This window comes from Mesorhizobium sp. (assembly GCF_005063415.1).
Taxonomy (GTDB): domain Bacteria; phylum Pseudomonadota; class Alphaproteobacteria; order Rhizobiales; family Rhizobiaceae; genus Mesorhizobium.
This window is the reverse complement of record NZ_SUEG01000100.1, coordinates 4,980-19,451: the sequence shown is the minus strand read 5'-3', so window position 1 is coordinate 19,451 and position 14,472 is coordinate 4,980. Positions and strand designations below refer to the sequence as shown.

The window sequence follows — 14,472 nt, the reverse complement described above, 5'->3', positions numbered from 1 at the left end:
CAATCGTGCCAATGTTCACATGAGGCTTAGTGCGCTCGAATTTACCTTTTGCCATGTGATCTCTCCATTCCTGCCAGCCCGTGCGGGCCTTGAATTAAGTTACTGATGCAACTCGTTTCGAGTTACGCGTATTTCTTCTGGACTTCCTGGGCGACCGCGGTCGGGACCGGTTCGTAATGGTCGAACTGCATCGTGTAGGCCGCGCGGCCCTGGCTCATCGAGCGAAGGTTGTCCACGTATTTGAACATGTTGGCGAGCGGCACCATCGCGTTGATGACCACAGCCACGCCACGGGCTTCCTGGCCCTGGATCTGGCCGCGACGGCCGTTCAGGTCGCCGATAACGCTGCCGACGTAATCTTCCGGCGTCACCACCTCGACCTTCATGATCGGCTCGAGCAACTGCACGCCAAGCTTGGGCGCTGCTTCACGGAAGCAGGCGCGGCCGGCGATTTCGAAGGCCAGAACCGAGGAGTCCACGTCGTGGTAGGCGCCATCGATCAGCGTCGCCTTGACGCCGATCATCGGGAAGCCGGCGAACGGGCCCGAGGTCATGACGCTGTTGATGCCCTTTTCGACACCGGGGATGTATTCCTTCGGCACAGCGCCGCCGACGATCTTGGTTTCGAACTCGAATTCGCTGCTTTCCGGATTCGGCTCGAACAGGATCTTGACGCGGGCGAACTGGCCGGTACCGCCGGTCTGCTTCTTGTGCGTGTAGTCCTGCTCGTGCTTGCGGGTGATCGTCTCGCGGTAGGCCACCTGCGGCGCGCCGACATTGGCCTCGACCTTGAACTCGCGACGCATGCGGTCGACGATGATGTCGAGGTGAAGTTCGCCCATGCCGGAGATGATCGTCTGGCCGCTTTCCTCGTCGGTCTTGACGCGGAACGACGGATCCTCGGCGGCCAGGCGGTGAAGGGCGAGGCCCATCTTTTCCTGGTCGTTCTTGGTCTTCGGCTCGATGGCGATCTGGATAACCGGATCGGGGAATTCCATGCGCTCGAGGATGACCGGATGCAGCGGATCACTGAGCGTGTCGCCGGTGGTGGTGTCCTTGAGACCAGCGAGGGCGACGATGTCGCCGGCAAACGCCTCTTCGACGTCGGCGCGCGAATTCGCATGCATCTGCAACATACGGCCGATGCGCTCTTTCTTGCCCTTCACGGTGTTGTCGACCGAGATGCCCTTGGTGAGCTTGCCCGAATAGATGCGGGCAAAGGTGAGCGAACCGACGAACGGGTCGTTCATGATCTTGAAGGCGAGCATCGACAGCGGCTCGTTGTCGTCGGCATGACGCTCGATCTCGGCGTCGGTCTTGGCGTCGACGCCCTTGATTGCCGGAACGTCGGCCGGCGACGGCAGATATTCGACGACGGCGTCGAGCAGCGGCTGCACGCCCTTGTTCTTGAAGGCCGAGCCGCAGAACATCGGATAGAACTTCACCGCGATCGTGCCCTTGCGGATGAGCGCACGGATCTCGTCATTGCTCGGCATCTTGCCTTCGAGGTAATTCTCGAGGGCCGTTTCGTCCATTTCGACGGCGGCCTCGATCATCTTCTCGCGGTATTCTTCGGCACGAGCCTTGAGGTCGGCAGGGATCTCGACGATGTCCCAGGCAGCGCCCAGCGTCTCGTCGCGCCAGACCAGCGCGTTCATCTCGACGAGGTCGACGACACCCTTGAACTCGGTCTCGGCGCCGATCGGCAGCTGCATGACGACGGCATGCGCACCGAGGCGCGAACCGATCATCTCGACCGAGCGGTAAAAGTCGGCGCCGATCTTGTCCATCTTGTTGCAGAAGATCATGCGCGGCACGCGGTACTTGTCAGCCTGGCGCCAGACGGTCTCCGTCTGCGGCTCGACACCGGCATTGGCATCGAGCAGCGCGATGGCGCCGTCGAGCACGCGCAGCGAACGCTCGACCTCGATGGTGAAGTCGACGTGGCCGGGGGTGTCGATGATGTTGAAGCGATGCATCTTGCCGTCGCGACCCTTCCAGAAGGTCGTGGTGGCGGCCGACGTGATGGTGATGCCGCGCTCCTGCTCCTGCTCCATCCAGTCCATGGTGGCAGCGCCGTCGTGGACTTCGCCGATCTTGTGCGACTTGCCCGTGTAATAGAGGACGCGCTCGGTGGTCGTCGTCTTGCCGGCGTCGATATGCGCCATGATACCGAAATTGCGGTAGTCTTCGATTTTATATTCGCGGGCCATGGGAGGTGCCTCTTCAGTCTCGTTCGCGCTTTACCAGCGGTAGTGCGCGAAAGCGCGGTTGGCTTCTGCCATCTTGTGGGTGTCTTCACGCTTCTTGACAGCGGTGCCGCGGTTGTTGGCCGCGTCCATCAGCTCGCCGGAGAGGCGGTCGACCATAGTGGTCTCGTTGCGGTTGCGGGCGGCGGCGATCAGCCAGCGGATGGCCAATGCCTGACGGCGCTCGGGGCGCACGTCGACCGGAACCTGGTAGGTGGCGCCGCCGACGCGGCGCGAACGCACTTCCACATGCGGCGCGACATTGTCGAGCGCCTGATGGAAGACGGTGACCGGCTCCTGCTTGGTCTTGAACTGGACCTGATCGAGCGCGCCGTAGACGATGGTCTCGGCAACCGACTTCTTGCCGTCATACATGACGGCATTCATGAACTTGGTGACGATCAGATCGCCGAACTTCGGGTCCGGATTGATCTCACGCTTTTCTGCACTGTGACGACGGGACATTTTTTCTCTGCCTCAATTCTACGCGGTGGCCTGGATCCCGGATCGTCGCTTGACGCCGTCCGGAACGACCTTGGCTACGCTTCGGTCACTTCGGACGCTTGGCGCCGTATTTCGAACGGCGCTGCTTGCGGTTCTTCACGCCTTGCGTGTCGAGCACGCCGCGGATGATGTGGTAACGGACGCCCGGAAGATCCTTGACGCGGCCGCCGCGGATCATCACCACCGAGTGCTCCTGAAGGTTATGGCCCTCGCCGGGGATGTAACCGATCACTTCAAAACCATTGGTCAGGCGAATCTTGGCCACCTTGCGCAGCGCCGAGTTCGGCTTCTTCGGCGTCGTGGTGTAGACGCGCGTGCAGACGCCCCGCTTCTGCGGGTTCTGCTGCATGGCCGGGACCTTGTTGCGCTTCACCGGCGCAATGCGCGGCTTGCGGATCAGCTGGTTGACGGTAGGCATTAAACCCTCTTGTCTCTCAATTCCGTGTCTTGCCCGGTCAGGGCCGCTCAAAGCGTCATTTCCATACGCAAATTCGGGCCACAAACCGCGCCTCGCGGTCTTGCCCGAACAAATGGCAGAGGAAGCGGAAGCCGCTTCATGCACGCCGGAAATGTCTTTTCGCTCGTAAAACGAACCCTGTTTGAGGCAAACTCCAAAGCGTGTCGCTTCGGAAGCGAGAGCCTCACATCGGTTCTGACTGGGCGGCTTCTACTCGTATGGCCACTGTCCGTCAACCCCGGAGCGGCAAATATTGCGCTGAACCCGAGGCTTGGCAGCCATGCGAAAAACGCATGTAATTTTCTTGCGCCGTTTTTCAAGAGGAAGGCAGAAAGTGACCGGCTTGCGGCTGTTTCCACGCAGTGCTTCGTGCGAAAAGGCGGCATGAACAGCCCAAAACCCCTCGCCCGGAGGTACGAACCCGTGAATGACAATGAGGAGCGCCCGGTCACCATTATTACCGGCCGGGTGTGGAAGCGCAAAGGCGGCAAGCCGGAAGGCGTGCATGTGATGCTGGTCGCGCCGGACGACGATTCGGCGGTGCGCCGCGCTCTCGAATCGCTTGCCGCGGAAGGTTACGCCGAGGCCGAGCTCGACCAGATCGGCGACCTGGACGGCGTGCCCGACGAGGAGCCGCATCTGTCCGCCTATCAGGGCGCGCTCGAAGGCGAAGTATCGATCGTGACATTCGATGTGCCGATCTGACGAGATCTGAATCGCGGTCGATCTCGCGGGCCGGCGACAAAAGCCCGGCGACTTGCCCGGCACAAGTTCTCTGCTAAGAAGCGACCTCTGGCAAAACCAAGCACACTCAACCTGCGGAGTTCCCATGTCCTCTAGCCCCATCAAGCTCGGCATCGTCGGCGTGGGAAAGATCGTCCGCGACCAGCACCTGCCGGCGCTGGCGAAGGACCACGACTATCGCCTGGTCGCCGCAGCGAGCCGCCACGGGAAAGTCGAAGACACCCCGAATTTCCCGACGATCGAGGCGATGCTCGACGCGGTGCCGGAGCTCGAGGCGGTGTCGCTGTGCATGCCGCCGCAGTTTCGCTATGACGCAGCGCGCACGGCGCTGGCGGCGAAAAAGCATGTCTTCTTGGAAAAGCCGCCCGGCGCCACGGTCAGCGAGGTCGAAGACCTGAAGGCCCTGGCGGCAGCGAACGGCGTCTGCCTGTTCGCCAGCTGGCATTCACGCTATGCGCCGGCCGTCGAAGCTGCACGTGCATTCCTCAGCTCGACTACGATCAGGTCGGCCGCCATCAACTGGAAGGAAGACGTGCGCCGCTGGCATCCGAATCAGGAATGGATCTGGGCTCCCGGCGGCTTTGGCGTCTTCGATCCCGGCATCAACGCGCTGTCGATCGCTACCCACGTGCTGCCGCCGATGTTTATCAGCTCGGCAGAGCTCGATTTCCCCGAGAACCGCGCGGCTCCGATCGCCGCCCATATCGCCTTTCGCACTTCGAACGGTCTGCCGGTCACGATGGAACTCGACTGGCGTCAGACCGGCCCGCAAAGCTGGGACATTCTGGCTGATACCGAGGCCGGATCGATGGTGCTTTCTGGCGGCGGCTCAAAGCTCGCCATCGATGGCCGCGTCGTTCACGAGGAGCCGGAAGCGGAATACCCGATGCTCTACAAGCGATTCGCCGAGATCGTGCGCGCCGGCACCTCCGACGTCGACCTGGCGCCCCTCCAGCACGTCGCCGATGCCTTCATGCTGGGCAAGCGCAATGTGGTGGAAGCTTTTTTCGATTGATGAGTAGGCGCCGGCCGGATCGCAGGTCCGGCCGCGCACCGCCTAAGTTCAACCGACGATCGCTATGGCAAAGCCGTCATAGCCTTTGGCGCCAACAGTCTGGATCGCGGTGCCTTCCAGACGCTTGTCGCTGCCGATGAACGAGAACGCCGCGCGTGCCCCTTCGACATTGGCGTCGCGCCCATCTTCATTCACCACCGCGCCGTCACGGATGACATTGTCGCAGACGATGACGGTCCCCGGCCTCGAAAGCCGCATGGCCCACGACAGATAGTGCGGGTTGTTCGGCTTGTCAGCGTCGATGAAGATGAAGTCGAACGGCCCGGCATTCTCGGCGCCTAACGCCGCAAGCGACTGAAGCGCCGGTCCGACCCGCAGTTCCACCCGGTCAGATATCCCTGCCCGTTCAAAGTTCGACCGCGCGACACTGGCGTGGTGCGGATCAAGTTCGAGCGTCACGACCTTGCCGTCCACGGGCAACGCTCGCGCCATCCAGATTGTCGAGTAGCCGCCCAACGTGCCGATTTCGAGTACCTTCTTCGCTCCCTGCATTCGCGCAAGAAGTGACAGCAGCTTGCCCTGCGCCGGCGAAACATCGATCGCCGGCAGGCCGTGGTCATGGTTGGCCGCCAGAACGGCATCGAGGGCGGGATCCGGCTCGAAAAGAGCTTCGACAATGTAGTCGTCGACAGAAGCCCAGGTCTTCCTGCTCATCGTTTCTCCTCCGATCCGATTGGGGAACCACAATGCGAAAAGGGGCCACTTGGGCCCCTTTTCTATCTTCATCTTTCTTGCGCGCTTACTGCGCGGCGGAAGCCATGTCGGTCAGCATCGGCTCGGCGACCTCGACGCCGGACGCCTTGCGGCGCTCGTCGATGATCAACTCGTCGCGCGAGGTGGCGATGCGCCGGATCTGGCTCATCGTGCCACCGGTACCGGCCGGGATCAGCCGGCCGACGATGACGTTTTCCTTCAGCCCCTGCAGCATGTCGGTCTTGCCGGCAACCGCAGCTTCGGTCAGCACCCTCGTCGTCTCCTGGAAGGAGGCGGCGGAGATGAAGGACGGCGTCTGCAGCGAGGCCTTGGTGATGCCAAGCAGCACCGGCTGGCCTTCGGCCGGCTTCTTGCCCTCCTCGACCAGGCGCTCGTTGACCTCTTCCAGCTCGATCACGTCGACGTGGTCGCCCGGAATGTAGGTCGAATCGCCCTGCGTGGTGATCTCGACCTTCTGCAGCATCTGGCGAACGATCACCTCGATGTGCTTGTCGTTGATCGACACGCCCTGCAGTCGGTAGACCTCCTGGATCTCGTTGACGAGGTAGGAGGCAAGCGCCTCCACGCCCTTGATCGCCAGGATGTCGTGCGGCGCCGGATTGCCGTCGAGGATGTAGTCGCCTTTCTCGATGACGTCGCCGTCCTGGAGATGGAACGGCTTGCCCTTCGGGATCAGGTATTCGACCGGCTCAAGCGTCGAGTCATGCGGCTCGATGATGATGCGGCGCTTGTTCTTGTAGTCGCGGCCGAAGCGGATCGTGCCATCGATCTCGGCGATGATGGCGTGATCCTTCGGACGGCGTGCCTCGAACAGTTCGGCCACACGCGGCAGACCACCGGTGATGTCCTTGGTCTTGGCGCTTTCCATCGGAATACGCGCCAGCACGTCGCCGGGGCGAACCTGTGCGCCCGGCTCGACCGAAAGAATGGCCTCGACCGAGAGCAGGAAGCGGGCGTCGCCGCCCTTCGACAGCTTGCCGACCTTGCCCTTGGCGTCCTGGATGGCAATCGCCGGCTTGAGGTCGTTGCCGCGTGGCGTCGAGCGCCAGTCGATGACCTCACGCTTGGTGATGCCGGTCGATTCGTCGGCCGTTTCCTGAACGGAAATGCCGTCGACCAGATCCTCGTACGACACCCTGCCCTCGATTTCGGTGAGGACCGGGCGGGTATAAGGATCCCACTCGGCGATACGCTGGCCCCGCTTCACCTTGTCGCCATCGTCGACGAAGATGCGCGAACCGTAGGTGACGCGGTGCGTGGCGCGTTCCTTGCCGGCTTCATCGAGGATCAGCACCGCCATGTTGCGGCCCATGACCATCAGCTGGCCGTCGGAGTTGCGCACCACGTTGCGGTTGCGGATCTCGACCTTGCCCTCATAGGAGGCTTCAAGGAACGAGGAATCCACCACCTGCGCCGTGCCGCCCATGTGGAAGGTACGCATGGTGAGCTGGGTGCCCGGCTCGCCGATCGACTGCGCCGCAATGACGCCGACAGCCTCGCCCTGGTTGACCGGGGTGCCGCGGGCCAGATCGCGTCCGTAGCAGACCGCGCAGACGCCAACCCTGACTTCGCAGGTCAGCGCCGAGCGGATGCGGACCGACTGGACGCCGGCCTTTTCGATCTGTTCCACGTCGCGCTCGTCCATCAGCGTTCCAGCCTTGACCAGAACCTCGCCCGACACCGGATGGGTGATGTCGTCGAGCGAGGTGCGGCCGAGAACGCGCTGGCCAACCGAGGCGACGACCTGACCGGCATCGACGATCGGCTGCATGGTGAGGCCCTTGTCGGTGCCGCAGTCGAGCGAGTTGACGATGCAGTCCTGCGCCACATCGACCAGACGACGGGTGAGGTAGCCCGAGTTCGCCGTCTTCAAGGCGGTGTCGGCCAGACCCTTGCGGGCGCCGTGGGTCGAGTTGAAGTACTCGAGCACGGTCAGGCCTTCCTTGAAGTTCGAGATGATCGGCGTCTCGATGATTTCACCCGACGGCTTGGCCATCAGGCCGCGCATGCCGGCGAGCTGGCGCATCTGGGTGGGCGAGCCACGCGCACCGGAGTGCGACATCATGTAGATCGAGTTCATCGGCTTTTGACGGCCATTGTCCTCGAACTCGACCGCCTTGATGCGGGCCATCATTTCGTCGGCGACCTTTTCCGAGCACTTGGCCCAGGCGTCGACGACCTTGTTGTACTTCTCGCCCTGGGTGATCAGGCCGTCATTGTACTGCTGCTCGTATTCCTTGGCCAAAGCCTCGGTGTCGGACACCAGCTTGATCTTGGCGTCCGGGATCAGCATGTCGTCCTTGCCGAACGAAATGCCGGCACGGCAGGCGTGGCTGAAGCCGAGAGCCATGATGCGGTCGCAGAAAATGACCGTCTCCTTCTGACCGCAATGGCGGTAGACGGTGTCGATCATCTTGGAGATGTTCTTCTTGGTCATCTCCTGGTTGGCGGTCTCGTAGGGCACGTTGTGGTTCTTCGGCAGAAGCTCGCCAATAATCATGCGGCCAGGCGTGGTGTCGTAGATCTTCGACACGACCTTGCCGTCGGCGTCGACCGTGCGGAAGCGCCCCTTGATCTTGGCATGCAGCGTCACCGCCTTGGTCTCGAGCGCGTGCTGGAGCTCGCCCATGTCGGCAAACACCATGCCCTCGCCCGGCTCGTTCTGGTTGACGATCGAGAGATAGTAGAGACCGAGAACCATGTCCTGCGACGGCACGATGATCGGCGCACCGGAAGCCGGGTGCAGGATGTTGTTGGTCGACATCATCAGCACGCGGGCTTCGAGCTGCGCTTCCAGCGACAGCGGCACGTGGACCGCCATCTGGTCGCCGTCGAAGTCGGCGTTGAAGGCCGTGCAGACCAGCGGGTGAAGCTGGATCGCCTTGCCTTCTATCAGGATCGGCTCGAACGCCTGGATACCGAGGCGGTGCAGCGTCGGTGCGCGGTTCAAAAGCACCGGATGCTCGCGGATGACCTCGTCGAGGATATCCCAGACCTCCGGACGCTCCTTCTCGACCAGCTTCTTCGCCTGCTTGACGGTCGAGGAGTAACCCTTGGCGTCGAGACGGGCGTAGATGAAGGGCTTGAACAGCTCGAGCGCCATCTTCTTCGGCAGGCCGCACTGGTGCAGCTTGAGCTCCGGACCGGTGACGATGACCGAGCGGCCGGAATAGTCGACGCGCTTGCCGAGCAGGTTCTGGCGGAACCGGCCCTGCTTGCCCTTCAGCATGTCGGACAGCGACTTCAGCGGACGCTTGTTGGCGCCGGTGATGACGCGGCCGCGGCGGCCGTTGTCGAACAGCGCATCGACGGCTTCCTGCAGCATGCGCTTTTCATTGCGCACGATGATGCCGGGCGCGCGCAGCTCGATCAGCCGCTTCAAGCGGTTGTTGCGGTTGATGACGCGGCGGTAGAGGTCGTTCAGATCCGACGTGGCGAAACGGCCGCCGTCCAGCGGGACAAGCGGACGCAGATCCGGCGGAATCACCGGAACCACCTTCATGATCATCCATTCCGGACGGTTGCCGGATTCCATGAAGTTCTCGACGACCTTGAGCCGCTTGAGGTACTTCTTCTGCTTGAGCTCGGACGTGGTCGAAGCCAGTTCCGAACGCAGATCGCCGGCGATCTTCTCGAGGTCCATGCCGGCCAGAAGGTCATGGATCGCCTCGGCGCCGATCATGGCCGTGAACGAGTCCTCGCCATACTCGTCGACGGCCATCATGTACTCTTCCTCGCTGAGCAGCTGGTGCTCCTTCAGCGCGGTGAGGCCGGGTTCGGTGACGATGTAGTTCTCGAAGTAGAGGACCCGCTCGATGTCCTTCAGCGTCATATCGAGCAGCGTGCCGATGCGCGACGGCAGCGACTTCAGGAACCAGATGTGGGCGACCGGTGCCGCCAGCTCGATATGGCCCATGCGCTCGCGGCGGACGCGCGACAGCGTGACTTCGACGCCGCACTTCTCGCAGATGACGCCCTTGTACTTCATGCGCTTGTACTTGCCGCACAGGCACTCATAGTCCTTGATCGGACCAAAAATGCGCGCGCAGAACAGGCCGTCACGCTCCGGCTTGAAGGTGCGGTAGTTGATGGTCTCCGGCTTCTTGATCTCGCCGAACGACCAGGACAGAATCTTCTCAGGGCTGGCAAGCGAGATCCGGATGGAATCGAACACCTGCGCAGGCGCCTGGGGGTTGAAGAGATTCATGACCTCTTGGTTCATGCCGTTCTCCTTTTCGGGGTCCTCGAAAACCCCTTGCATCTAGCGCGGGCCAAACGCCCGCCGACTTGATCGGCCATCGACCGAAGAATTTGGGTGCGCCCCGGTCGCGAGAGCCCTCTCCCGCGACCGAGCGTCTTGCTTATTCGGCCGCGTCGGGCAGCCGGATCGGGTTGTCGTCGAGCTTGGTGTTCTCCAGCTCGACATTGAGGCCGAGAGACCGCATTTCCTTGACGAGAACGTTGAAGCTCTCGGGGATGCCGGCCTCGAAGGTGTCGTCGCCTCTGACGATCGCCTCGTAGACCTTGGTGCGGCCGGCGACGTCGTCCGACTTCACCGTCAGCATCTCCTGCAGCGTGTAGGCGGCGCCGTACGCTTCGAGCGCCCAGACCTCCATCTCGCCGAAGCGCTGGCCACCGAACTGCGCCTTGCCGCCCAGCGGCTGCTGGGTAACGAGCGAGTACGGCCCGATCGAACGCGCGTGGATCTTGTCGTCCACAAGGTGGTGAAGCTTGAGCATATATATGTAGCCCATCGTCACTTTGCGATCGAACGGTTCGCCGGTGCGTCCGTCATAGAGCTGCGACTGACCGCTGGTGTGCAGGCCCGCCTGCTCCAGCATGATGTTGATGTCGGCCTCGTGCGCGCCGTCGAATACCGGTGTCGCGATGGAGACGCCGCGGCGCATCTGCTCGCTGAGGCGAACGATGCTCTCGTCGTCGTATTCGCGGACCGGCTCGTTGCGGTCGTTGGCCGGCATGAAACTCTCGAGCGTCTTGCGCAGCGGCTTGATGTCGCCCGCCGTCTTGTACGCGTCGATCAGATCGCCGATCTTCCTGCCCATTCCGGCGCAGGCCCAGCCCAGATGCGTTTCCAGGATCTGGCCGACATTCATGCGCGACGGCACACCCAACGGGTTGAGCACGATATCGGCATGCGTGCCGTCCTCGAGGAAAGGCATGTCCTCGACCGGAACGATCCGCGACACGACACCCTTGTTGCCGTGCCGGCCGGCCATCTTGTCGCCGGGCTGCATCTTGCGCTTCACTGCCACGAAGACCTTGACCATCTTCATGACCCCCGGAGGCATTTCGTCGCCGCGCTGCACCTTCTCGACCTTGTCCATGAAGCGCTGCTCGAGCGCCTTCTTGGAATCGTCGTACTGGCCACGCAGGGCTTCCAGTTCGCTCTGAAGCTTTTCGTTCTCCACGGCAAACTGCCACCACTGCGAACGCGGATACTCGTCGAGCGTGTCCTTCGACAGCTTCGAGCCCTTCTTGAAGCCCTTCGGCCCGGCAATCGCCTCCTTGCCGACGAGAACGTCGGAAAGACGCGAATAGACGTTGCGGTCGAGGATCGCCTGCTCGTCGTCGCGGTCCTTGGCGAGGCGTTCGATCTCCTCGCGCTCGATCGCCATGGCGCGCTCGTCCTTCTCGACGCCGTGGCGGTTGAAGACGCGCACTTCGACGACGGTGCCGAAGGTTCCCGGAGGCATGCGCATCGAAGTGTCACGCACGTCCGAGGCCTTTTCACCGAAGATGGCGCGCAGCAGCTTTTCTTCCGGCGTCATCGGGCTTTCGCCCTTCGGCGTGATCTTGCCGACCAGGATGTCGCCCGGCTGCACTTCCGCACCGATGTAGACGATGCCGGCCTCATCGAGGTTCTTCAGCGCTTCTTCCGATACGTTCGGGATGTCGCGCGTGATCTCCTCCGGCCCGAGCTTGGTGTCGCGGGCCATGACTTCGAACTCCTCGATGTGGATCGAGGTGAAGACGTCGTCGGCGACGATACGCTCGGACAAGAGGATGGAATCCTCGTAGTTGTAGCCGTTCCACGGCATGAACGCGACCAGCACGTTGCGGCCGAGGGCCAGATCACCGAGCTCGGTCGACGGGCCGTCGGCAATGATGTCGCCCTTGTTGACCCGGTCGCCCATGCGCACCAGCGGACGCTGGTTGATGCAGGTGTTCTGGTTCGAACGCTGGAACTTCATCAGCCGGTAGATATCGACGCCGGACTTGCCGGGATCGAGATCTTCCGTGGCGCGGATGACGATACGCGTCGCGTCCACCTGGTCGACGATGCCGCCGCGGCGGGCGCCGATGGCGGCGCCTGAGTCACGGGCGACGATCGGCTCCATGCCGGTGCCGACGAACGGCGCTTCGGCGCGTACCAGCGGCACGGCCTGACGCTGCATGTTCGAGCCCATCAGCGCGCGGTTGGCGTCGTCGTTCTCGAGGAACGGGATCAGGGCCGCGGCCACCGACACCATCTGCTTCGGCGACACGTCCATCAGATCGACGTTTTCGCGCGGCGCCATCATCACTTCGCCGGCGTTGCGGCAAATGACGAATTCGTCGACGAAATGACCATTCTTGTCGAGCTCGGCATTGGCCTGCGCGACGTGGTGCTTGGCCTCTTCCATAGCCGAGAGGTAGACGACCTCATTGGTCAGCTTGCCGTTGACGATCTTGCGGTACGGGCTCTCGATGAAGCCGTATTTGTTGACGCGCGCGAAGGTCGCAAGCGAGTTGATCAGGCCGATATTCGGGCCTTCCGGCGTCTCGATCGGGCAGATGCGGCCGTAATGCGTCGGGTGCACGTCGCGCACTTCGAATCCGGCACGCTCGCGGGTCAGACCGCCCGGTCCAAGCGCCGAAAGACGACGCTTGTGGGTGATCTCCGACAGCGGGTTGGTCTGATCCATGAACTGCGACAGCTGCGAGGAACCGAAGAACTCGCGCACGGCGGCAGCCGCCGGCTTGGCGTTGATCAGGTCCTGCGGCATCACCGTGTCGATCTCGATCGAGGACATACGTTCCTTGATCGCGCGCTCCATACGCAGCAGGCCGACGCGGTACTGGTTCTCCATCAGCTCGCCGACCGAGCGCACGCGGCGATTGCCGAGATTGTCGATGTCGTCGATCTCGCCCTTGCCGTCGCGCAGTTCGACCAGCGTCTTGACCACGGCCAGGATGTCGTCCTTGCGCAGCACGCGCACGGTGTCCTCGGCCTTGAGCTCGAGGCGCATGTTCATCTTGACGCGGCCGACGGCCGACAGATCATAGCGCTCGCTGTCGAAGAACAGCGAGTTGAACATGGCTTCGGCGGTTTCGAGCGTCGGCGGCTCGCCGGGGCGCATGACGCGGTAGATGTCGAACAGCGCGTCCTGGCGGCTCTCGTTCTTGTCGACGTTGAGCGTGTTGCGGATATAGGCGCCGACATTGACGTGGTCGATGTCGAGAACCTTGATCTCGTCCTCGCCGGTGCCGAGCAGCACTTTCAGCGTCTTTTCGTCGATCTCGTCGCCGGCTTCGAGGAAGATTTCGCCGGTCGCGTAGTTGACGATATCCTCTGCAAGGTAGTTGCCAAGCAGATCCTCGTCGGTCGCCTTGATCGCCTTGAGACCCTTTTCGCCAAGCGCCCTGGCCTGGCGGGCGGTGATCTTCTTGCCGGCCTCGACGACGACTTCGCCGGTGTCGGCATCGACCAGGTCACCAACGGCCTTGAGGCCGCGGAAACGCTCGACGTTGAACGGGATGCGCCAATGGTCGCCGGCACGCTTGTAGATGATCTTGTTGTAGAAGGTCGACAGGATCTCTTCGCCGTCCATGCCGAGCGCCATCAGCAGCGACGTCACCGGAATCTTGCGGCGGCGATCGATACGGGCGTGCACGACGTCCTTGCTATCGAACTCGATGTCGAGCCACGAACCGCGATAGGGAATGACACGCGCGGCAAACAGAAGCTTGCCGGACGAGTGCGACTTGCCCTTGTCATGGTCGAAGAAGACGCCCGGTGAACGGTGCATCTGCGAGACGATGACGCGCTCGGTGCCGTTGACAATGAAGGTGCCGTTCAAGGTCATGAGCGGCATGTCGCCCATGTAGACGTCCTGCTCCTTGATGTCCTTGATCGACTTCGCGCCGGTATCCTCGTCGATATCGAACACGATGAGGCGCAGCGTCACCTTGAGCGGCGCCGCATAGGTCAGGTCGCGCTGACGGCATTCGTCAACGTCGAATTTGGGTCCCTCGAACTCGTATTTCACGAATTCCAGCATCGAGGAGCCGGAAAAATCGGAAATCGGGAAGACCGACTTGAAAACTGCCTGCAGCCCCTCGTCAGGACGCCCACCCTTGGGCTCCTCCACCATCAGGAACTGGTCATAGGATGCCTTCTGAACCTCAATCAGGTTCGGCATCTCCGCAACTTCCGGGATCTTTCCGAAAAACTTGCGTACGCGTCTGCGGCCATTGAAAGTCTGGGTCTGGGCCATCGTCGCTCCTTAGCTCAATTCTCGGGACGAGCCTCGCCGCGGCTCGCCTTGCATCTCGGGCCACCTCGGCGGCCCTGTCTTGTTGCCCGCCGCCTGTCGGCGGCTTCTTGTCTTTTCACCCACCACCAATTGGCGGTGGGCCAGAAACGGGAGAAAACCCGTTTCCTGAAGGCCGGTTTGCGGCCCTCAGGAAAGAGGTTTTCGCACTCTTCGCGCTACGAACCTCCCTCC

Annotated in this window: 8 protein-coding genes; 2 read left to right on the top strand and 6 right to left on the bottom strand. The window is 62.4% G+C overall.

The window, feature by feature from the left end; translation table 11 throughout:
- Positions 1-122 precede the first annotated feature (122 nt).
- The 3 genes from fusA to rpsL form a co-directional block, all read right to left on the bottom strand.
- Positions 123-2,213 carry an elongation factor G gene (gene fusA / locus E5W70_RS22620; protein WP_023680448.1) on the bottom strand — a complete coding sequence of 697 codons (2,091 nt, stop codon included), beginning with the start codon at positions 2,211-2,213 and terminating at the stop codon, positions 123-125.
- A gap of 30 nt (positions 2,214-2,243) precedes the next feature.
- Positions 2,244-2,714, bottom strand: coding sequence for a 30S ribosomal protein S7 (gene rpsG, locus E5W70_RS22615; protein ID WP_292662608.1), 471 nt, complete (start codon positions 2,712-2,714; stop codon positions 2,244-2,246).
- A gap of 85 nt (positions 2,715-2,799) precedes the next feature.
- Positions 2,800-3,171, bottom strand: a complete 372-nt coding sequence (rpsL, locus tag E5W70_RS22610) for a 30S ribosomal protein S12 (protein WP_006333356.1) — start codon at positions 3,169-3,171, stop codon at positions 2,800-2,802.
- Between the two features lie 462 nt (positions 3,172-3,633).
- Here rpsL and E5W70_RS22605 point away from each other — a divergent pair, with 462 nt between their 5' ends.
- The gene (locus tag E5W70_RS22605; protein ID WP_254817147.1) at positions 3,634-3,915 is read left to right on the top strand and encodes a transcriptional regulator; all 282 of its coding nucleotides are present in this window, start codon (positions 3,634-3,636) and stop codon (positions 3,913-3,915) included.
- 124 nt (positions 3,916-4,039) lie between these two features.
- Positions 4,040-4,969: a Gfo/Idh/MocA family oxidoreductase gene (locus tag E5W70_RS22600; RefSeq protein WP_292662602.1), complete on the top strand. Its 930-nt coding sequence runs from the start codon at positions 4,040-4,042 to the stop codon at positions 4,967-4,969.
- A gap of 48 nt (positions 4,970-5,017) precedes the next feature.
- Here E5W70_RS22600 and E5W70_RS22595 read toward each other — a convergent pair whose 3' ends face one another.
- From E5W70_RS22595 to rpoB, 3 genes are all read right to left on the bottom strand, one after another.
- Positions 5,018-5,683 carry an O-methyltransferase gene (locus tag E5W70_RS22595; RefSeq protein WP_292662599.1) on the bottom strand — a complete coding sequence of 222 codons (666 nt, stop codon included), beginning with the start codon at positions 5,681-5,683 and terminating at the stop codon, positions 5,018-5,020.
- Between the two features lie 85 nt (positions 5,684-5,768).
- A complete protein-coding gene (gene rpoC, locus E5W70_RS22590; protein ID WP_292662595.1) occupies positions 5,769-9,965 on the bottom strand; it encodes a DNA-directed RNA polymerase subunit beta' in 4,197 nt (1,398 codons plus the stop codon).
- 139 nt (positions 9,966-10,104) lie between these two features.
- Positions 10,105-14,241, bottom strand: coding sequence for a DNA-directed RNA polymerase subunit beta (gene rpoB, locus E5W70_RS22585; protein ID WP_292662592.1), 4,137 nt, complete (start codon positions 14,239-14,241; stop codon positions 10,105-10,107).
- Positions 14,242-14,472: the final 231 nt, after the last annotated feature.

What these genes read in the sequence shown, in the direction of transcription:
- fusA (WP_023680448.1), bottom strand. Translation starts at nt 2,213, where the DNA reads ATGGCCCGCGAATATAAAATCGAAGACTACCGCAATTTCGGTATCATG.
- E5W70_RS22600 (WP_292662602.1), top strand. Translation starts at nt 4,040, where the DNA reads ATGTCCTCTAGCCCCATCAAGCTCGGCATCGTCGGCGTGGGAAAGATC.
- rpsL (WP_006333356.1), bottom strand. Translation starts at nt 3,171, where the DNA reads ATGCCTACCGTCAACCAGCTGATCCGCAAGCCGCGCATTGCGCCGGTG.
- rpoB (WP_292662592.1), bottom strand. Translation starts at nt 14,241, where the DNA reads ATGGCCCAGACCCAGACTTTCAATGGCCGCAGACGCGTACGCAAGTTT.
- rpoC (WP_292662595.1), bottom strand. Translation starts at nt 9,965, where the DNA reads ATGAACCAAGAGGTCATGAATCTCTTCAACCCCCAGGCGCCTGCGCAG.
- E5W70_RS22595 (WP_292662599.1), bottom strand. Translation starts at nt 5,683, where the DNA reads ATGAGCAGGAAGACCTGGGCTTCTGTCGACGACTACATTGTCGAAGCT.
- rpsG (WP_292662608.1), bottom strand. Translation starts at nt 2,714, where the DNA reads ATGTCCCGTCGTCACAGTGCAGAAAAGCGTGAGATCAATCCGGACCCG.